The organism is Rhizobium sp. P1_B8, from assembly GCF_056406515.1.
The window spans coordinates 734,058-752,387 of sequence record NZ_JBFTZZ010000001.1; the positions used below are offsets into that span (position 1 = coordinate 734,058).

Annotated in this window: 18 protein-coding genes; 9 read left to right on the forward strand and 9 right to left on the reverse strand. The window is 62.2% G+C overall.

Going from position 1 to position 18,330, the window contains the following annotated elements; all coding sequences use genetic code 11:
* Positions 1-79: 79 nt before the first annotated feature.
* The 3 genes from AC1D2N_RS03490 to AC1D2N_RS03500 all read right to left on the reverse strand — a co-directional run bounded on the left by AC1D2N_RS03490 (position 80) and on the right by AC1D2N_RS03500 (position 2,641).
* Positions 80-259, reverse strand: a complete 180-nt coding sequence (locus AC1D2N_RS03490) for a hypothetical protein (protein ID WP_018446459.1) — start codon at positions 257-259, stop codon at positions 80-82.
* On the reverse strand, positions 256-1,461 hold the full coding sequence (gene zigA / locus AC1D2N_RS03495) for a zinc metallochaperone GTPase ZigA (protein WP_130729212.1): 1,206 nt from the start codon (positions 1,459-1,461) through the stop codon (positions 256-258). The genes AC1D2N_RS03490 and zigA overlap by 4 nt, the downstream gene beginning before the upstream one ends.
* Positions 1,462-1,600: 139 nt before the next feature.
* The gene (locus AC1D2N_RS03500; protein WP_130729211.1) at positions 1,601-2,641 is read right to left on the reverse strand and encodes a zinc ABC transporter substrate-binding protein; all 1,041 of its coding nucleotides are present in this window, start codon (positions 2,639-2,641) and stop codon (positions 1,601-1,603) included.
* 102 nt (positions 2,642-2,743) lie between these two features.
* On the opposite strand from AC1D2N_RS03500, the gene AC1D2N_RS03505 reads away from it, so the two are divergent.
* From AC1D2N_RS03505 to AC1D2N_RS03515, 3 genes are read left to right on the forward strand one after another with little or no spacing between them, the layout of a single operon-like run.
* Positions 2,744-3,655 carry an ATP-binding cassette domain-containing protein gene (locus tag AC1D2N_RS03505; RefSeq protein ID WP_130729210.1) on the forward strand — a complete coding sequence of 304 codons (912 nt, stop codon included), beginning with the start codon at positions 2,744-2,746 and terminating at the stop codon, positions 3,653-3,655.
* Positions 3,648-4,463 carry a zinc ABC transporter permease subunit ZnuB gene (gene znuB, locus AC1D2N_RS03510; RefSeq protein WP_047623352.1) on the forward strand — a complete coding sequence of 272 codons (816 nt, stop codon included), beginning with the start codon at positions 3,648-3,650 and terminating at the stop codon, positions 4,461-4,463. The genes AC1D2N_RS03505 and znuB overlap by 8 nt, the downstream gene beginning before the upstream one ends.
* On the forward strand, positions 4,460-4,858 hold the full coding sequence (locus tag AC1D2N_RS03515; protein ID WP_130729209.1) for a Fur family transcriptional regulator: 399 nt from the start codon (positions 4,460-4,462) through the stop codon (positions 4,856-4,858). Before znuB ends, AC1D2N_RS03515 begins: the two co-directional genes overlap by 4 nt.
* Before the next feature lie 288 nt (positions 4,859-5,146).
* On the opposite strand, the gene AC1D2N_RS03520 is transcribed toward AC1D2N_RS03515, so the two are convergent.
* Positions 5,147-6,223: a hypothetical protein gene (locus tag AC1D2N_RS03520; RefSeq protein ID WP_477980724.1), complete on the reverse strand. Its 1,077-nt coding sequence runs from the start codon at positions 6,221-6,223 to the stop codon at positions 5,147-5,149.
* Between the two features lie 192 nt (positions 6,224-6,415).
* Between AC1D2N_RS03520 and AC1D2N_RS03525 the strand changes: the two genes are divergently transcribed.
* Complete coding sequence (locus AC1D2N_RS03525) at positions 6,416-6,991, forward strand: transglutaminase-like cysteine peptidase (RefSeq protein WP_018446353.1); 576 nt, start codon at positions 6,416-6,418, stop codon at positions 6,989-6,991.
* An 89-nt stretch (positions 6,992-7,080) separates the two neighbouring features.
* On the forward strand, positions 7,081-7,479 hold the full coding sequence (locus AC1D2N_RS03530) for an ester cyclase (RefSeq protein ID WP_018242737.1): 399 nt from the start codon (positions 7,081-7,083) through the stop codon (positions 7,477-7,479).
* Positions 7,480-7,510: 31 nt separating this feature from the next.
* Here the strand turns inward: AC1D2N_RS03530 and AC1D2N_RS03535 are convergent, their stop codons facing one another.
* Positions 7,511-7,882 carry a hypothetical protein gene (locus AC1D2N_RS03535; RefSeq protein ID WP_130729207.1) on the reverse strand — a complete coding sequence of 124 codons (372 nt, stop codon included), beginning with the start codon at positions 7,880-7,882 and terminating at the stop codon, positions 7,511-7,513.
* A gap of 331 nt (positions 7,883-8,213) precedes the next feature.
* Between AC1D2N_RS03535 and AC1D2N_RS03540 the strand changes: the two genes are divergently transcribed.
* Together AC1D2N_RS03540 and AC1D2N_RS03545 are read left to right on the forward strand one after the other, a co-directional pair.
* Positions 8,214-8,615 carry a hypothetical protein gene (locus AC1D2N_RS03540; RefSeq protein WP_032980478.1) on the forward strand — a complete coding sequence of 134 codons (402 nt, stop codon included), beginning with the start codon at positions 8,214-8,216 and terminating at the stop codon, positions 8,613-8,615.
* Positions 8,616-8,840: 225 nt separating this feature from the next.
* Entirely contained in the window at positions 8,841-9,551 is a 711-nt protein-coding gene (locus tag AC1D2N_RS03545; protein ID WP_026188458.1) for a methyltransferase family protein, read from the forward strand.
* Positions 9,552-9,602: 51 nt separating this feature from the next.
* On the opposite strand, the gene AC1D2N_RS03550 is transcribed toward AC1D2N_RS03545, so the two are convergent.
* A complete protein-coding gene (locus tag AC1D2N_RS03550) occupies positions 9,603-10,133 on the reverse strand; it encodes a gamma carbonic anhydrase family protein (RefSeq protein WP_018242733.1) in 531 nt (176 codons plus the stop codon).
* Between the two features lie 10 nt (positions 10,134-10,143).
* Complete coding sequence (locus AC1D2N_RS03555; protein ID WP_018242732.1) at positions 10,144-10,839, reverse strand: fumarylacetoacetate hydrolase family protein; 696 nt, start codon at positions 10,837-10,839, stop codon at positions 10,144-10,146.
* A 284-nt stretch (positions 10,840-11,123) separates the two neighbouring features.
* Between AC1D2N_RS03555 and AC1D2N_RS03560 the strand changes: the two genes are divergently transcribed.
* Complete coding sequence (locus AC1D2N_RS03560; protein ID WP_026188457.1) at positions 11,124-11,876, forward strand: nucleotidyltransferase domain-containing protein; 753 nt, start codon at positions 11,124-11,126, stop codon at positions 11,874-11,876.
* A gap of 44 nt (positions 11,877-11,920) precedes the next feature.
* Entirely contained in the window at positions 11,921-12,460 is a 540-nt protein-coding gene (locus tag AC1D2N_RS03565) for a GNAT family N-acetyltransferase (protein ID WP_018242730.1), read from the forward strand.
* Positions 12,461-12,508: 48 nt separating this feature from the next.
* On the opposite strand, the gene AC1D2N_RS03570 is transcribed toward AC1D2N_RS03565, so the two are convergent.
* The gene (locus AC1D2N_RS03570; RefSeq protein WP_018242729.1) at positions 12,509-14,482 is read right to left on the reverse strand and encodes a CHASE2 domain-containing protein; all 1,974 of its coding nucleotides are present in this window, start codon (positions 14,480-14,482) and stop codon (positions 12,509-12,511) included.
* Positions 14,482-18,270, reverse strand: coding sequence for a FecR domain-containing protein (locus AC1D2N_RS03575; protein ID WP_130729206.1), 3,789 nt, complete (start codon positions 18,268-18,270; stop codon positions 14,482-14,484). The genes AC1D2N_RS03570 and AC1D2N_RS03575 overlap by 1 nt, the downstream gene beginning before the upstream one ends.
* Positions 18,271-18,330 lie beyond the last annotated feature (60 nt).

The window sequence follows — 18,330 nt, forward strand, 5'->3', positions numbered from 1 at the left end:
TCCTCCTTCATTCCTGTGACGAGCATAGGAATGAAGGAGGAGGAGGAGGAGGAAGGGCCGGCGGCAGGTATGACCTGCTTTAGGATTGCCTGCGTGAAGGTATGACCCGTTCAGCAATGATGCCGAGAAAACCTCTTGGTCTTCCGACTTCAGCGTCGGTGTCCTGCTCGTGCGTCAGCGGATGAAGCCCTTCGATCGGCGGTAGCGGCTCGCATTCGGTGCAGACGCAGCGATAGCGTTTGATTGCCTTCGCCTTCATGCCGCCTGCCGGTTCCAGCTGGCGAAAGGATCGGGCAGGTCGCGCCAGCGCTCGGGCGCGAAGGCATCTGTCCTGATAAGACAGGCGTCGAGTTCCTTCCTGATCCAGGTCTCGTCCATCGGATCGGCGCCGATAAACACGATTTCCTGGCGGCGGTCGCCCCAGACGGGGTCGAGATAGGGGCCGATGGCGCGCATGAAGGCCGGTTCCTCAGGCCATTGTTCGCGCGGCACTGCCGCCCACCAGAGGCCCATCTTGCCGGTGCGCACGATCGCGCCCGCCTGGCTGATCTCGCCGACATGGTGCGGGCGCGTCGCCAGCCAGAAGAAGCCCTTGGCGCGCACGACGCCCGGCCATACGCTATCGAGGAAGGCCTGCAGCTTTGCCGGATGGAAGGGCCGCTTCTCGCGATAGACGAAGGAGCGGATGCCGTATTCTTCGGTCTCCGGCAGGTGGTCGCGGAAGCCGTGCAGTTCCTTGTACCAGAGCGGATGGGTCTCGGCCTTGTCTATATCGAAGCGGCGAGTGCCGAGCACGTCTTTCAAGGCGACCTTGCCGAAATCCACCTCGATCAGGCGTGCATCCGGGTTGAGACCGGTGACGATCTTGCGCGCGGCGTCGCGCTCCTCCTTGGCTGCCGTGCCGATCTTGTTCAACACCACGACATCGGCGAATTCGATCTGCTCGACCAGCAGGTCGACGATGGTTCTGTTGTCGCCATGGCCTGCCTTTTCACCGCGGTCAGCAAGGAAATCGGCCGAAGCATAATCGGCAAGCAGATTGGCGGCGTCGACGACGGTCACCATGGTGTCGAGCCTTGCGACGTCGGAAAGGCTTTGGCCATTCTCGTCGCGAAACTCGAAGGTGGTGGCGACGGGCAGGGGCTCGGCGATGCCGGTCGATTCGATCAAGAGGTAATCGAAACGGCCCTGATCGGCGAGTTGGCGCACCTCCTTCAGCAGATCGTCGCGCAGCGTGCAGCAGATGCAGCCATTGGTCATCTCGACGAGCTGTTCCTCGGTGCGGGAGAGATTGGCGCCGCCGTCGCGCACCAGGGCGGCATCGATATTCACCTCACTCATGTCGTTGACGATAACGGCGACGCGTAAGCCTTCGCGATTGGTCAACACATGGTTGAGCAGTGTCGTCTTGCCGGCGCCGAGGAAGCCTGAAAGCACCGTGACGGGAAGTCTGTTGTCCATGGGAACCTCATAAGATCGTAGTTTATGTTATATCATTACATTTGATGTGCCGAAAAAAGGCGGAACGGGGTTGTCCGCCTTTTTCCGGTCTCTCCTGAGCGTCGCGTGTCCGGCAGGACGCGCGGAGCGCGCATGAGAGTCATGTGCTGGAGAGGCAGTCCTTCATGCTGTCGGCGATGCCGCGCATGAGGGTGAAGTAAAGATCGGGGCCGGCCTTCAGTGTTGCCGCTTCGGGATCGAGCACGCCTGACTTGGCGCGTGTGCCTTCGATGACCACATTGACGAGGCGCGGCTCGAACTGCGGCTCGGCAAAGACGCAGGTGGCGCCGAGTTCACCGACCTTGTGGCGGATTTCCGAAACACGCTCGGCACCGGGAATGGTTTCGGGGCTGACGGTGATCGAGCCGGCGACGCGGATGCCATACCGGTGCTCGAAATACTGGTAGGCGTCATGGAAGACGATGAAGGGCTTGCCCTTGACGGGAGCGACGATACCCTTGATCTCGGCGTCGAGCGCATCCAGCCTGTCGTTTAGCGCCTTGGCGTTGCCCTGATAGGTCAGTGCATTGGCGGGATCGGCGGCAACCAGTGTCGTGGTGATCAGCGCCGCCATTGCCTTTGCATTCATCGGGTCGAGCCAGAGATGTGTGTCGAAGGCGTCGTGGTCGTGGTCAGCCTCGGCGTGATCGTGTTCGTGCTCCGGGGCGTCGGAAGCACTGTCATGCTGACCGGAAGCACTTTCGTGCTCCGGGGCGTCATCATGCGGCTCGAAGGCGCCGCCTTCGCGGAAGGGCAGCTTGAGGAGGCCGGGGGCATTGTCGAGTTCGGCGATGCTGGCATCCCGACCCAGCGCCTGCAGCGGCTTTTCGAGAAAGGCCTCGAGGCCGGGACCGACCCAGAAAATCACCCTGGCATCCTGCAGGGCGCGGGCGTTGGACGGCTTGAGATTGTAGGTATGCGGGGAAGCGGAGCCGTCGACGATCAGCTTCGGTTCGCCGACACCCTGCATGATCGCCGAAACCAGCGAATGGATCGGTTTGATCGAGGTGACGACGACAGGCGCATCGGCTGCGCGCATAGTGCTGCCGAAGAGCAGGACGGGGATCGCCAGGGCCGGGATTGCGAGGGTGGGCATTCTGAAGGCCAAAATTTTAAGGGCAGGCCCCAAGGCGCGTTTCATCAACATGCTCCGCTTGAATTGCAACTGTTATGTTATTACATCAATTGCGTTATGCTATAACGTGTGCAATAGCAGGACGCAACAGCACTTTCGGAAAATTTGATGCTCTCTCCCGCAAAGACCGCCGCTGGTATCAGGGCCGAACCGCTGGTTTCGCTTGAAAATGTCGGCATCCTGCGCAATGGCCGGTGGCTGGTGCGCGGCGTCGATTTTTCCGTCTCGCGGGGCGAAATCGTCACGCTTATCGGGCCGAACGGCTCGGGCAAGTCGACCAGTGCCAAGGCGGCGATCGGCGTGTTGAAGGCGGATGAGGGCAGGGTGGAGCGCAAGGCCGGCCTCAAGGTCGGCTATGTCCCGCAGAAGCTGTCGATCGACTGGACGCTGCCGCTTTCGGTGCGCCGGCTGATGACGCTGACAGGATCGCTGCCGGAGCGCGACATGCTCTCTGCGCTCGAATCCGCCGGCATCGCCCATATGCTCGATGCCGAGGTCCAGCACCTCTCCGGCGGGGAGTTCCAGCGGGCGCTGATGGCCCGGGCGATTGCCCGCAAGCCCGATCTGCTGGTGCTCGACGAGCCGGTGCAGGGGGTCGACTTTTCCGGCGAGATCGCGCTCTACGACCTCATCAAATCGATCCGCAATGCGACTGGCTGCGGCATCCTGCTGATCTCGCACGATCTCCACGTCGTCATGGCCGAGACCGACACGGTCATCTGCCTCAACGGCCATGTCTGCTGCCGCGGCACGCCCGAAGCCGTCAGCCGCAGCCCGGAATATGTGCAGCTGTTCGGCAGCCGGGCGGCGCAAACACTTGCCGTCTATAGCCATCACCACGATCATACGCACCTGCCGGACGGCCGCGTGCAACATGCCGACGGCACGGTGACCGATCATTGCCATCCCGATGATGGCCATCACGCGCACGGGCATGGGCATGACGGTCATGAACATGGTCACGATCATACCGACCATGCCCATCCGCACGCGCATGCAGCGGGAGAGCGCCATGCTTGATGATTTCTTCGTGCGCGCCATTCTTGCCGGCGTCGGCCTGGCGCTGACGACGGGGCCGCTCGGCTGCTTCATCATCTGGCGGCGCATGGCCTATTTCGGCGATACGATCGCCCATTCGGCGCTGCTCGGCGTCGCACTGTCGCTGCTCTTCGAACTCAATCTGACACTGGCTGTCTTTGCCGTCGCCGCCCTCGTGTCGGTGCTGCTGCTCTTCCTGCAGAAGCGCCAGGCGCTGTCGGCCGATGCTCTGCTCGGCATCCTCTCGCATGCCACGCTGGCGATCGGCCTCGTCATGGTCGCCTTCATGAGCTGGGTGCGGATCGATCTCATCGCCTTCCTGTTCGGCGATATCCTTGCTGTTTCCACGACCGACATTGCGCTGATCTGGGGAGGCGGGCTCTTCGTGCTCGTGGCAATGGTCTGGCTCTGGCGGCCACTCTTGGCTGCGACCGTCAATGCCGAGCTCGCCGAGGCCGAGGGGCTGAAGCCAGAGCGGGCGCGGCTGTTCTTCATGCTGCTGATGGCCGTCGTCATCGCCATCGCCATGAAGATCGTCGGCATCATGCTGATCACCTCGCTGCTGATCATTCCGGCGGCTGCGGCCCGGCGCTTCTCGCCGACGCCGGAGATCATGGCGGTGCTCGCCTCGCTGATCGGGGCGGTCGCCGTCGTCGGCGGGCTGTTCGGCTCGCTTACCTACGACACGCCCTCGGGTCCCTCGATCGTGGTCGCGGCGCTGATCCTCTTCATGCTCAGCCTGCTTCCCGTCAGGCGCCACCGCGCGCTCATGCAAGGACAAGGCTCATGACGACACCGCAATTGACCAAGAACCAGTCGCTGGTCTTCGACGTGCTCGAAAAGGCCGAAGGGCCGCTCAGCGCCTACACCATCCTCGACAAGCTGCGCGACCACGGTTTTCGCGCGCCCCTGCAGGTCTACCGTGCGCTCGAGAAGCTGCTTGAATACGGCGTCGTGCACCGGCTCGAAAGCATCAACTCCTTCGTCGCCTGCGCCCATCCGGGCGACGACTGCCACAGCCACGGCATCGTCGCCTTCGCCATCTGCGAAAGCTGCGGCCAGGTGACGGAGTTCCACGACCATGAGATCGACCACAGGCTGATGAGCTGGGTGCGCGGGCAGAAGTTCAAGCCCGAGAAAACGACGATCGAGATCCGCGGTCTATGTGAGGCTTGCGCGGCGTAAGTTCGGCTCGTGTTCGCTAGACGATCGCCACGCGCTCGCCGAAAGGCGTGTCGTGAACTTGCGGGTGTCGATCCGTTCATAGGCATGATCTGCCGCGGATGGCTCGATGGCCGAGGACACTATTGCCTGACGGGCGGGTATTGTGATGGCCGAGCCGCCGGGTCATCCCGCTAGGCTCGCTCCTGCGTCTGGCCGCCTTCCCGATCTCGCTTGCCATACAAAGCCGACGATCCCCAAAAAGGTGAGGCCGGAGACGGCCTCACCTTTCACGTTTTTTCGCTGATCGGCTTAGTTCGGCTTAGATCCCGAGCCGCCTTTGCCGGAACCGCCTTCGTGCGAACCGTCATTGCCACCCTTGCTTGGGCCGTCATTGCCGCCCTTGCTCGGACCGTCGTTGCCGCCATTGCCAGGGCCGTCATTGCCGCCCTTGCTCGGACCGTCGTTGCCGCCATTGCCAGGGCCGTCATTGCCGCCCTTGCTCGGACCGTCGCTGCCGCCATTGCTTGGGCCGTCATTGCCGCCCTTGCTCGGGCCGTCGTTGCCGCCATTGCCAGGGCCGTCATTGCCACCCTTGCCTGGACCGTCGTTGCCGCCCTTGCCCGGACCGTCATTGCCGCCCTTGCTCGGGCCGTCGTTGCCGCCATTGCCAGGGCCGTCATTGCCACCCTTGCCCGGGCCGTCGTTGCCGCCCTTGCCGGGACCGTCGTTGCCGCCCTTGCCTGGGCCGTCGTTGCCGCCCTTGCCAGGGCCGTCATTGCCACCCTTGCCTGGGCCGTCGTTGCCGCCCTTGCCGGGACCGTCGTTGCCGCCCTTGCCTGGGCCGTCGTTGCCGCCCTTGCCGGGACCGTCATTGCCACCCTTGCCGTGACCGTGATCTTTTCCGCCCTTGTCGTGGCCGTGATGATCGCGGTCCTTGCCGCCGTGATTGTCTTTTCCGCCGTGGCCCGGACCGTCCTTGCCGTGCCCGTGATCTTTCCCGCCCTTGCCGCCGCCGTGATGATCATGGCCCTTGCCGCCGTGATCGTCCTTTCCGCCATTGTCGCCGTCGCCGTCGCCGTCACCATTGCCGTCGCCACTGCCACTGCCATTACCATTACCATTATCGCCATCATTCCCATTGCTGGCGAGGGAGCCGGTGCTGGATGTCTTCTTGCCGCCGCCAATGTTTGGGCTGCCGCGATCGTTATCGTTCGGGCTGAACCTGCTATCGTACTGAATTGCTCTGGTCGGCATGCACAGTCTGTATTCGAGTGTACCGCGAACTGCGGCCTTGCAATTGACGACTGCCGGGGCTGCCGTTGCCAAGCTGCTGCTTGCCAGAAGGGTAGCAACGGCGACGCTGAATTTCGCTGCTCTGCTGATCATTTCAATCCATCTCCCAAGGTTAACTGAATGTTAATGGGGAGAACTCTTATACTAACAATCAATTAACCCGAAGAATAGATAGTGGTTAATCTGTCTCATTCGTCTAATACAGTTAAATTCGCAAGTATAAAATTTTACTAAATTTTTATTTCGCCTATGTTATCGTCTTGCAATAAATAAATGGAATCGGCTATGAGGCGCCTCTTTTCGCTCGCTGGCTTTTTATTCATTCTTCTGCATTTTCAAGCTGTTGCGGGATCATCGCTTCCTGTGACGCGAAGCATCGGCGCACCCGTGGGATTCGCCGCAGCCTGCGCCAAGTACAAGTGGCTGTGCGGCAGGATGGCGGCGCAACAGCTGAATGATCAGGCAGGAACAGCGCTTCTTCAAAAGGTCAATCGTGCCGTAAATGGACGTATCATTCCCGCGGAAGATCGCCCGTCTTCCCGAAATAAGGATGTTTGGTCTCTGCCGGTTGCCGGCCGTGGCGACTGTGAGGACTACGCTCTCCAGAAGATGAAGGACCTGATCGAAGCTGGTTTTCCATCGAACCGGTTGGCGCTTTCCGTCGTGATTGGACCGCACGATCAAAACCATGTCGTTCTGATTGCCCGGACGGACGGCGGCGATTATGTGCTCGACAATCTGACCAGTGCCGTGAGGCTCTGGCGCACGACGGGCTATACGTTTCTGGCCACTCAGGATTTCCAATCGCGAACGGGCTGGCGCGTGACGCTTGCTGGTCCCCGCGCAGGTGAGTTCTCTTGAACTGAAAGTCTCAAGGCGGTGCGCTCGCCGCTGGCAAGTGCAGATCCTGGCGCTATCTTTGCCGCAGAGCGCAAGCCAGGGACGATCGGGTGACGAAAACCGAACTCGCGGAGATATACCGCGGCTACATCGCCTGCCTGAACAGTCAGGACTGGACCAATCTCGGGCAGTTCGTCGGCGACGATGCGGTTCATAATGGCCGGCGGCTCGGGCTGTCGGGTTACGTCGCTATGCTCGAGCGAGACTTCGATGAGATTCCCGATCTTTATTTCAAGGTGCTGATGCTCCTTGGCGATCCGCCATACATAGCCTGCCGGCTCGGCTTCGATTGCAGGCCGAAGGCAAAATTCCTCGGCCTCGATGTGAACGGCAGGCGCGTTGCCTTCAGCGAGAACGTCATCTACGAATTTCGTGACGGCAAGATCGTCGAGGTCTGGTCGGTCATCGACAAGGCGGCGATCGAGTCCCAGCTCGCGGGCTCGAATTGATCGCGCGGACGATTTCCGGTCTGCGTTTTGATCAGATGATGGCGACGCGTTCACCGAAGGGCGTGTCGTCGTCGAAATTGCGAGTGCCGATCCGGTCGCTTTCGCCTGACAAGACCGGCTCTTCCGCCTGTTCGCCAGCCTCTTCCCCTTCTTCCAATGCCGCATGCCCGTGCCGCTTTTGCGGATGCGCCTCGTTTTCGACGATCAGATCCGCGTGCGGGATGAGATCGCTTGCGGCTTCCTTCTCCACGGCCCTCTTCGCTGCCAGTTGATCGGCGGTGATCTGCGACTGGCGGGCGGCGACCCAGGCATTGTCGGGTTCGGAGCCGATCGAGGTGCTGGTGCCGACCTTGGTGGGTTCGGACGGGGCGGTGGCGGAGATGGGGTTGATCGCGTCGACCATGAAACTCTCCTGCGGTGACCAACTGGCGAAACAGCCGGCTGTTTCGTGGGATGAAAAACGGCGCGGTCTTGGGACCAATCAGGGAGACATATCGAGCCCGCGCCGAAAAACACAAGGGGACATTGACGTGACTGCCACCTCGGACAATGACGAAATCGGTAGCAGGTCGCGGGAAATTCGACGAAGAATTGTGTGCACAAGGGGATGCTCGGCGCGTGGTTAATGTAAGAATCGGAAACACTTTGTGACTAAGTGTCTCCAAAAGCAGCGTTTTTTGACTTGCTGCGCGCGAAAACATGACGGATATTGTTTAAACGTTGAGGAAGCCGTCATGATTAGAATGATTGAAAACCCTGCCGAACTGGCTGGCGAGGATATCACCGGCAAATATATTCTCCGGAGGCTGAACTATCATTGGTTCGCTTACGGCAAGGCGGCTATCGTGACCGCCTGCAAGGGAACGATCCTGCAGCTCGAGCGGGAAGAGACGGTCTATTCCGAGCGTTGGGGCCGCCGCGCCTACACGGGCACCGGCAAGCGTTATCCCGGCGGCATCTGTCCCATTTCGGCGGTCGCCTGCGTTTGCGATACGCCCGACGACGTCAATGCCGTTATTCAACTGGATGTCGAAGCGCAGGACGAATTTTATCAGCTGATCGCCAAGGCCGAAGCCAGAGTTCAGGCTCTTGCCTCTTCATCACGAAACAGCCAGTTTCTGGAAGCTGCCGAGTAGGCGGCTCTTTACCGAATCCGCCCTGAGCCGTTATTGCGGCAACGGCAGAATTTCTCCAACATCTCGAATCCTGGATGCAAAGGCGTCGCTGCGATCAAGGCAGCTTTCGTCGCTACGCTGCCATTAGGGAGCGTTCCGTCTCCTCAATCCGGTGCGGTAGTGTTAGACTCGGGCGGCAGCCGTTGGGATGCAAACAGCTCGTTCCCGGTTGAACGGAGAGCGGTCATGACAGAGCAAGACACTCGGCCCAATCACTCGTTCGCAGCGACGGCGCCATCGCTCGGCTCGCTCGCCATCACCATTGCCGTGATGTTTGCCGCGCTATTCTGGCCGGCCGGTACGCTCGACTGGCCGCGTGGCTGGATCTTTCTGGGCCTCTTCCTTGCACTGACATGTGTCGCGATCGTCTGGATCTGGCGGACAAATCCGGAGCTGTTTGCGGCGCGCAGCCGATATCAGAAAGGCACCAGGCCCTGGGACGCGGTGGTGGCGACGCTGACAATCATTCTCTTTGCCGCCATTCTTCCGGTCGGTGCGTTCGACGATGGGCGTTTCCATTGGGCGCCGCAGCCCGGTTGGATCGTCCTCATCGGCTATCTCCTGATGACATCAGGTTATCTCGGCCTAACCTGGGCGCAATCCGTCAACCGGCATTTCGAGCCGACGGTGCGCATCCAGACCGACCGCAACCACAAGGTAATCGACACCGGACCCTACGCCGCCATCCGCCATCCCGGATACGCAACCGCTATCGTGCTCAGCATCGGCATGGCACTGTCGCTTGGATCGCTCTACGCGCTGATCCCCGCCGGCCTGCTCGTTATCGTCCTCTTCGGCCGTACGCTCGGCGAGGAAGCCGAACTGCGCAAGGGCCTCGAAGGCTATGCGGACTATATGGCGCGTGTGCGTTGGCGCTGGATTCCGGGCGTGTGGTGAACGCCTTGGCAGGCGCAAAGGGCGCCTGACCACCAGCCTCGCGTTATCCTATCAACCGATCTGCCTGAGATCGCGCGCGAAGCGTTGCCAGTTTGCGACGTAGTTTTTTGCCGAGCGGCGGATGGCTTCGATTGCCGCCTCGTCGAGCACGCGCACCGCGCGGGCAGGTGTTCCGACGATCAGGGAATTGTCGGGGAATTCCTTGCCTTCGGTCACCAGCGCATTGGCGCCGACAAGGCAGTTGTTGCCGATCTTCGCACCGTTCAGGATGGTCGCACCCATGCCGATCAGCGTGTTGTCGCCGATGGTGCAGCCGTGGAGGATGGCGTGATGGCCGATGGTGCAGTCTTTGCCTATCGTCAACGGGAAGCCCATGTCGGTATGGGCCATCACGCCTTCCTGGATGTTGGTGCCTTCGCCGACGGTAATCGGCTCGTTGTCACCGCGCAGCACGGCGCCGAACCAGATACCGACATTCTCGCCGAGCTCGATCTGGCCGATGATATTGGCGTCCGGTGCGATCCAATAGAGGCCGGCGGCGGGCAGTTTCGGCGTCGATCCGCCAAGTGCGTAGACGGGCATCGCTTTCTCCTCAGACGACCTCGACCGATAGGGTGGCGACGCCGTCGATGCCGCAGTTGATGCGATCGCCCCTGGCCACCGCGCCGACGCCGGCGGGCGTGCCGGTCATGATGATATCGCCTGGTGCGAGGGTGAAGAGCTTCGACAGTTCTGCGATGATCTCCGGCACCTTCCAGATCATCTGGTTGAGATCGCCGTCCTGCACGCGCTTGCCGTTCTGTTCCAGCCAGATCTTGCCTTCAGCGGGGTGGCCGAGGCGGCTTGCCGGAATGATCGACGAGACGGGGGCGGAATGTTCGAAGGCCTTGCCGACTTCCCAGGGACGGCCGAGCTTCTTTGCCTCGCCCTGTAGGTCGCGGCGGGTGAAATCGATGCCGACGGCATAGCCGTAGATGCAGTCGAGCGCGTCGGCGGCCTCGATGTTCGCGCCACCCGATTTCAGCGCCAGCACGCACTCGACCTCGTAATGCACGTCGTTCGACAGCGGCGGATAGGGAAAGGCCTTGCCCGCCGGCAGCAGGTTGTCGGCATTCTTCTGGAAGAAGAAGGGCGGCTCGCGGCTGGGATCATGGCCCATCTCGAGCGCATGGTCGGCATAGTTACGCCCAACGCAATAGACGCGGCGCACCGGAAAACGCTCGGCGCTGCCCTCGACCGGCAGCAGCACCGGTTGCGGAAGCGGGATAACGGTGACGGGATCGGACATTGGCGGGTTCTTCCTGTTTACGAGTCTTGCGCCATCTTAGACGGAAAACATCGCGCCGGGAAAGCCGTCCTTGGCGTCCGGCTTCGGTGCATTGACGCTCTCACGGTGGCGGGTTAACCTTAGCCATGAGCAGGATTTTTGCAATTTCGACGACGTCTACGACCACCGCGCCGCGGTGGGTGGTAGACGCGTGAACTGAATTCCGTTCATCGCTGCTAAGACCAACCCGCCGGAGACGAGCGGGTTTTTTGTTCCCGCCCGTGTCCGCATTCGAGGACGAGATCGTGGACGATATCCAGAAGCATATTCTTGCGGAGCGGGCGCTGGCCGCTGCCCGCAACTGTGTCGCCAGCCGCTTTGCCGGGGCTGCTTTCACTTATGTAGCCGGCTCCCTCATGCGCGGCGAAGGGACCGCCTTTTCGGATATCGATCTGGTCGTCGTGTTCCCGTCTCTCGAAAGAGCCTGGCGGGAATCGTTCACTGAGGACGCTTTCCCGGTCGAGGCCTTCGTCCATGATCCGCAGACGCTGGCGCATTATCTCCATCAGGATGCCGACAGCGGCTATCCGATCATGGCCAACATGGTCGCGACGGGCTGTATAATGGGATCGGATATCGACAGCGCGCGCGTCATCCAGGCAAAGGCGGCAAGGATGCTTGCGGCGGGGCCGAAACCTCTTGCCGGGGTAGATTACGACTTGCTGCGCTATCAGGTCACCGATCTGGCCGACGACCTGCGCGGAACGCGCCCGCCCGAAGAGATCGCCGCCATCGCCGCGCTGCTCTATCAGAAGCTCGCCGACCTGATCCTCCTCGGGCGTGGCGCGTGGGCTGGCCGGGGAAAGTGGGCGCCGCGTCTGATGAGAGAGCTCGACGCGCAATTGGCGGCCGAATTCGACATGGCATTCGGGCTGGCGGCAGCGGGTGACGGCGCTCGATTCCTGGCTTTGGCCGACCGAGAGCTTGCCGTGCATGGTGGCCGCTATTTCGAGGGATTCAGGCAGAACGCGCCGCTGGAAGCGCGCCGCCTGGAATAGTTTGGTATCGGTCACATTGCCGCGTTTTGAAAATTGGATGGAAGATGCTTGAGTATGAATTCAAGGGTGCCTTGCCGTCGGCGGTAAGGCGTACCGCCAGATTGCGTCTCAGAATTCCCGTGGAAGGGGATATCGATTTCCTGACCCGACTTTTTTCGCAGCCGGAATTGGTCGCGCACCGACCGGTACCACGGCCGGACTCGCGCGAGGAAAGTGCAGCGCGGCTTGCGCGCGACATCGGGCATTGGAAAGATCACGGGTTTGGGCGCTGGGCCGTCGAGGCGAACGGTGCGCTGATCGGTTTCGGCGGCGTAACCCTTTCCAAGGAATTCGACGGCCTCAATCTTTCCTATCATCTGCAACCCGAAAGCTGGGGGCAGGGGTATGCCACGGAATTGGTCAGGGAAGCCCTGGTGTTTGCCTTTGATGATCTGCATGGGGAGCGGGTGATCGGATTGGTTCGTACCGCCAATGCCGCTTCAAGACGTATTCTTGAGAAGTGTGGCTTCAACTTCGAGCGGGAGGTGATGCTGCATGGCGCGCCAACCAACATGTACGCCTTTGGCAAAACGAGCGGCTTATGAACGAACATCCGTGCGCAATTATCAGGCGTGACGAGACGTCGCCGCCGGTCATTCCTCGCCGGATTCAGCCAGCGCATCGCGGACGATCGCGTAATAGGGGGCAAGCTCGGGGATATCGGCGGCCAGCCTGTCGAAGGCGGAGTCGGATGGCGCAAGGGTGCCGGCGTATTTCGCTTGCGTGAAGGCCCGATGGGCGGCAAGGGCTTCGGCCTCGGCCTTGTGCACGACGGTATAGACGGGCGAGGGGACAGTGCGGCCTTTGACGATGATGCGATCGAGCTCGACGACGGTGTGGGTGCCGGCGACCAGCCTTGCGGTCTCCTCGCCGAGCAGCAGTGCTACGCCATAATTCTTCGAGGCGCCTTCGAGGCGGGAGGCGAGGTTGACGCTGTCGCCGAGGCAGGAATAGTCGAAGCGGCGGGTCGAGCCCATGTTGCCGACGATGCATTCGCCGGTGTTGATGCCGACGCCCATCTTCAGCACGTGCGGCTTGCCGCCGCGCGCCGCCGCCTCCCGTTCCAGCTCACGGTTCAGGCTCGATATCGCCGCCTGCATGGCGAGCGAGGCGGTGACCGCGTGGAGCGCATGGTCGGGATCGTCGAGCGGGGCGTTCCAGAAGGCCATGATGCAGTCGCCCATATATTTGTCGATCGTGCCGCCATGATCCATCACGACGTCGGAAAGCGGCGTCAGCAGCCGGTTGATCAGGCCGGTCAGTTGCTCCGGATCGTCCTTCAGCGTCTCGGCGATGGTTGTGAACCCACGCACATCCGAAAACAGCACGGAGAGCGTGCGCCGCTCGCCGCCAAGCTTCAACTGCGAGGGATCGTTCGACAGGCGCCGGACCAGATCGGGCGAGATATATTGGGCGAAGGCGCGGATGATCTGCCGCTTGTTGCGGCGCTCCTCGGCATAATCGAAGGCGGCCTGGCCGAAGGCGACCGAGACATAGGCAACGACTGGCCCGAGTGGCGAGACGAAGACATGGGCAAAGCGGATACCCGCAAAACTCGCCGCTGCGAAGGCAAGCACTGCCGCGGCGCTGGCGACGATCGTCAACCATCCCGTCGAGCGCCAGACGGTGGCGGCGGCAAGCAGCACGGTGATCAGGATGCAGGCGGCGACCAGCGGCAGGCGGGCTTCCGCGATCGACAGGCCACGACGGATATTGTCGTAGATCGTCGCCTGGATCTCGACACCGGAGACCAGCTTGCCGGTGTGAACGGTATAGGGCGTGGCAAAGGCATCGACGCCACCCTTGTCGATGGCAGGCGCATTCTGCAGGCTGAGGCCGACCAGCACCACGCGGCCCTTGAAATAATCCGGTGGCAGCAGGTTCTCAGGGTCTAGCGCCTGGTAGTAGGAGACGGTGGGATAGCTGCGGGCCGGGCCGAAGGATTGGATGAGTCGGCCGGCCGACAACACCTCGGCCGGACCTCCGGACGCCTTTGCCAGCATAGCGGCGAAGCCGTCCTTATAGCCGGGAATACGCCGGAACGTGCCGTCGCCGCTGAGATCGATCGAGGCAATGCCAGTCACAGCACCCGCTTCGGTCAGTTGCGGCAGCGGCGTCGCGCGGATCAGCTGCGAAGCCTGTGGCGTCTCGATTAGTGTTTCGTCGCCGGCGAGCACGACATCGGGGCCGACGGCCTTGGTGATCGCATCGTCGTTGTCGGGGTTCGAGGGTTCGGCCATGATGATGTCGAGGCCGATGACACGGGCGCCGGCCGCGCGTAACTGCCTGATGAGTTCGGCATGCAGGCTGCGCGGCCAGGGCCATTGCGCATTGATATCGGCAAGCGAAGGTTCGTCGATCGCGACGATGACAGGCCCGCCTTGCGGTGGGCGTGGATCGTCGACGGTCGAGAGATAGTCGAAGCTTCTGAGTTCCAGCAACGACCATGCCGGCAGGCGCGACAGCAGCGAGATGGTGACGAGGGTGGCGAGCGCCAGCACCAGCAGCCTGAGATGACGGCTTTCAGCTTGCCCGCCGGCCGGCCGAGGCTTGCCTCGCACCGGCATCAGAAGCGGACTTTGAGCGTGCCCTTGAAGGCGCGGCCCCAGCCGGGCACGCCGGGCGTGAGCTCGAAATCCTCATCGAGCAGGTTATAGGCGGCCGCTTCCAGCGCGATGCGTTTGTCCAGGGGTTCCCAGATCAGGTGGGCATCGAGACTCCAATAGTCGTCGAGTTTCGTGCCGAGGTCGTCACCATCGCGCTCGCCGACATAATTGGCCGCCACAGTCGCCTTGACCTTGGCCTCATTGACCCAGGTCAGCGCGATCTGGCCAGAGTTGCGGGGAATGAACGGCAGCGAGCCGCCGTAGTTCGGCTCCAGCGGGTCCTTGTTCTCCGCTTCCATGTAGGCGTAAGTGGCGGAAAGGCCGAAACCATAGCCGAGCGCGACGTTGGCAGTCACGGCGGCGCGGTCGACGCTGCCGCGCGACAGCGGCAGGCTGTCGGCCGCCGGAAGCGAGATCAGCGGGAAGTCGATCGAGAAATCATGCAATTCCTGGTGCTGGTATTCGACCGAGGTGAAAAAACGATCGGTCCACTCGGCATCCCATTGCAGCGCGACCGTATCGCTATAACCTTCGATACCGACCGAGAACTGGTTCGACTGCAGGCCGAGGATGCCGATCGGGGCGAGGGTGGGAACGCCGGTATCGACGCTCTGACGCATGAAGGCGGCGCGCAGCCAGTGGTTCTGAACGGGCGACCAGGCAAGGCCGAAGCGCGGCTCCAGCCGGCTGACATCGACGCCGTCGCCTGACATGTGCGTGCCGAACAGCGCATATTCGCCCTTCAGATCAGGCGCGATCTCGTGCAGCACGTCGACATAGGCGCGGGCGATATCGACGCGATTGTCGGCCTCCGTGGGGCCAAGCGTCGTGCCGTCGAGGAAGCCCGGAACGATATCCTCGATGTGCAGGAAGCTGCTGTTGTGGGCATCGATCCAGCCGCCCTCGATGCCGTAGCGGAAGGTCAGCGGTCCCGCCCCAATGTCGTGATTGAGGGCTGCGACATAGGTCTTCGAGCTCTGGTCCTGGCTGATCTGCGCGAAAGGGCGGATATCGGTGCCGGGACCGCCAAGGAACGGCACAGTCTCCCAATCGAACGCCAGTTCGTCGGTGGTCTTCGTTCGCGTGCCGGAATAGAGCAGCGCTGCATTCAGCACGTTTTCGTAGCCAAATGTGTGGCTCCAACCGATGCCGGCATTGGTCGCCGTAATGATGTCGCGCCGGGTCTGATAAAGCGGCAATTCGTCGGGCACACGCGGGATGCCGAAAAAGGGGACGAGGATGGGATCGAACAGCCCGTCGTTCAAAATGGTCGACAGCTGGGAATTGCTGCTCAAGGTATCGAGGTCGAAATCGCGTTTGGCGCCGTTGAAATAGGCGACGACACGATCATCAGGGGTGATCGTCGCTGTGAGATAACCGTTGCCGCTCAGGATCTTGTTCTCGGTGGAGAAGCCGCCGAAATCCGTATAGTCGCCATCGCGGGCGATCTCCTCCCAGTTCAGGTTGCCGTAGAAGCTGAGCGGGATGGTCTCGTTAGAGAAGCCCTGGATCTCGGCCTCACCGATGCGCCTAGTATGGCCATCGACGCTGTTGATGCCGCCGCCGAGTGAACCTTCGATGAAGGGGGTGCGCAGAAGCGTTGCCGAGCGCGAACGGCCCGACAGCATGTGCGGATCGAGCAGCAGTCCCTGGAACAGGGAGGAGAAGCTCGACGTGTTGACGCGATACTGGCTGATGTTGTCGTCGCCGAAATCGGTCGCATTATTGAAGGGGAAGATGCTGCCCTTGATCGACTGGTCGGTATAGCCGCTGCCTTCGAAGGGACTGAAGACGGCATCGCCATAATAACGGCCCCACGCGTCCAGGCCCTGCAGGCGGAAGGCGTTGTTCAGCGTCGAGCCAGCATCCTGGTTGGCGCCGAGCGCGCTGTAGTCGCCGCCGCGCGCCCTGGAGCGGCGGAGAAATTCCTGGGCGTTGCGGATCGCGCCGTCGGCGTCGTAGTCGTCGATGTCGACGGCGGTGCGGAAGGAGGAGATGACGGGATCGTTCTTGTCGAGCCTGTCAGCATTGTCGACCGCCTGTGCGGAGGGGATGCGGTCACCCTTTTCGTAATGGGCGGCGGCGAGCATCAGCTGTGACTGCGAATGGGCCGGATTGGCGGTGCTGGCTGCCAGCAGGTCCGCCAGCGCCTTGTCGCGTTCGCCGGTCTGCAGGTAGTAGCGGCCGCGGGCGAGGAGAGCGATGTCGTAGGATGGATCGACCGCGAGCGCCGCATCGATCTCGCGCTTGGCATCCTTCATCCTGGACTGGTCGAGATAGAGAATGGCAAGATTGCCGTGGGGAACCGGGTCCTGCGGATCGAGCGCGATCGCCTTCAGGAAGGCCGCCTCGGCCTCGCCATTGGCGTCGCGGGCGCTCTGCAGCAGGCCCATCGAATTCAACGATCCTGATGCACCGGGCGCAAGCTCGATGGCGCGGTTCAGATCGGCCAGGGCGCCGTCGATGTCGCGTTCGTAGCTCGCCTTGTAAGACGCACGCGCGGCAAGGGCGATCGGATGGTTCGGATCGAGCGAGAGGGCGCGGTTCACCGCCTCCTGCATCTGGGCGCGGTCATCGATCAGCTGCGCCAGCTGTGCGCGGATCGCGGGCAGGGTGGGATCGTCGGGAAAACGCTTCTCGGCGTCCCTGATCACATCGACAGCGGCGCGCGGGTTTTGCAGAAAGCCGGCGGTGTAGGCCTGCATGATCGCGCCATAGGGGCCGACAGCTGATAACGGCGGCTTTTCGACATGGGCGGGATCGGCAAGCGAACGGGCGAAATAGCCGCCATATTGCGCCATGTTCCGGCGGTTGGCGTCGAGATGCGGCAGTGCTGCCGCAAATAGCCTTGCGGCTTCGTCGTATCGTTTTTCGGAGCCGGCGATCGTGGCATCGATCAGGTCGACACGGGCCTTCTGGGCGGTCGTCAGCTTACGGCCCCGAACTTCCTGAAGCGTGGCGGCTGCAACCTGCCGGCCATCGAAGGCGCTCTGCACTTCGGCAAGCTCCAGCCAGTCCTCGGTGGTGCGACGCTCCGGCGGCAAAGCCAGCAGCCGGCGGCGCTCGTCGGCCATGCGGCCTGCCGGCAGCGGCGAGGTCGGCATCAGCCCGAAGCCGTCACGCAGGTTCAGGTAGAACAGCATCTGCTCGCGATCGTCGGGTGTGACGATGACGAGCTTGCGCGGCGCCTGGCCGATCGTGGCGACCGCTCCTTCCCCCTCGTTCACCTCGACGCTGCCCTGCGGGTTGGTGAGCGCGACGCGGCCTTCGAGCACGATCATCGAGGTCTTGGCGCCCTCGACGGTCATCGTCCAGTCGGTGCCGCGGATGGCGGCTGCTGCCGCCGGCGTTTCCACGGTCAGGCCCTGGCCACCGCGCTCGGCGCGCGCCCAGATCGTTCCCGATTGCAGCTCCAGCGTCGTGTCGCCACTCGCGGCCATCTTCTTGACCTGCAGCGAGGAATTGCGGCCGAGACGGACCTGGGTGTGATCGGAAAAGACGATGGCGAGCTGGCCGTTGGCATTGGTGCGCAGCACGTCGCCAGTCAGGAGATCCTGATTGATGTCGACGACACGCCAGTTCGACACGTCGATGAAGCGGACCTCCTCGCCGGTCTTGCGGGCAATGACGGATCCGGCAACCGGTGTTGCACGCTGAACAGGGTCGGCCGCCGCCGGCGGCGAAAAGCCTGGCAAGACGAGCGCAAGCGCCACCCCGGCGCGACAGATGTTTTTCCAGCGACCCAGCATGACCCAACCCCAACTCCCACATCCCCTTTGTCCATGTAGAAAAGAAAAGTCAAGCGCATT

What these genes read in the sequence shown, in the direction of transcription:
- AC1D2N_RS03490 (WP_018446459.1), bottom strand. Translation starts at nt 259, where the DNA reads ATGAAGGCGAAGGCAATCAAACGCTATCGCTGCGTCTGCACCGAATGC.
- zigA (WP_130729212.1), bottom strand. Translation starts at nt 1,461, where the DNA reads ATGGACAACAGACTTCCCGTCACGGTGCTTTCAGGCTTCCTCGGCGCC.
- AC1D2N_RS03500 (WP_130729211.1), bottom strand. Translation starts at nt 2,641, where the DNA reads ATGAAACGCGCCTTGGGGCCTGCCCTTAAAATTTTGGCCTTCAGAATG.
- AC1D2N_RS03505 (WP_130729210.1), top strand. Translation starts at nt 2,744, where the DNA reads ATGCTCTCTCCCGCAAAGACCGCCGCTGGTATCAGGGCCGAACCGCTG.
- znuB (WP_047623352.1), top strand. Translation starts at nt 3,648, where the DNA reads ATGCTTGATGATTTCTTCGTGCGCGCCATTCTTGCCGGCGTCGGCCTG.
- AC1D2N_RS03515 (WP_130729209.1), top strand. Translation starts at nt 4,460, where the DNA reads ATGACGACACCGCAATTGACCAAGAACCAGTCGCTGGTCTTCGACGTG.
- AC1D2N_RS03520 (WP_477980724.1), bottom strand. Translation starts at nt 6,223, where the DNA reads ATGATCAGCAGAGCAGCGAAATTCAGCGTCGCCGTTGCTACCCTTCTG.
- AC1D2N_RS03525 (WP_018446353.1), top strand. Translation starts at nt 6,416, where the DNA reads ATGAGGCGCCTCTTTTCGCTCGCTGGCTTTTTATTCATTCTTCTGCAT.
- AC1D2N_RS03535 (WP_130729207.1), bottom strand. Translation starts at nt 7,882, where the DNA reads ATGGTCGACGCGATCAACCCCATCTCCGCCACCGCCCCGTCCGAACCC.
- AC1D2N_RS03540 (WP_032980478.1), top strand. Translation starts at nt 8,214, where the DNA reads ATGATTAGAATGATTGAAAACCCTGCCGAACTGGCTGGCGAGGATATC.
- AC1D2N_RS03545 (WP_026188458.1), top strand. Translation starts at nt 8,841, where the DNA reads ATGACAGAGCAAGACACTCGGCCCAATCACTCGTTCGCAGCGACGGCG.
- AC1D2N_RS03550 (WP_018242733.1), bottom strand. Translation starts at nt 10,133, where the DNA reads ATGCCCGTCTACGCACTTGGCGGATCGACGCCGAAACTGCCCGCCGCC.
- AC1D2N_RS03555 (WP_018242732.1), bottom strand. Translation starts at nt 10,839, where the DNA reads ATGTCCGATCCCGTCACCGTTATCCCGCTTCCGCAACCGGTGCTGCTG.
- AC1D2N_RS03565 (WP_018242730.1), top strand. Translation starts at nt 11,921, where the DNA reads ATGCTTGAGTATGAATTCAAGGGTGCCTTGCCGTCGGCGGTAAGGCGT.
- AC1D2N_RS03570 (WP_018242729.1), bottom strand. Translation starts at nt 14,482, where the DNA reads ATGCCGGTGCGAGGCAAGCCTCGGCCGGCCGGCGGGCAAGCTGAAAGC.
- AC1D2N_RS03575 (WP_130729206.1), bottom strand. Translation starts at nt 18,270, where the DNA reads ATGCTGGGTCGCTGGAAAAACATCTGTCGCGCCGGGGTGGCGCTTGCG.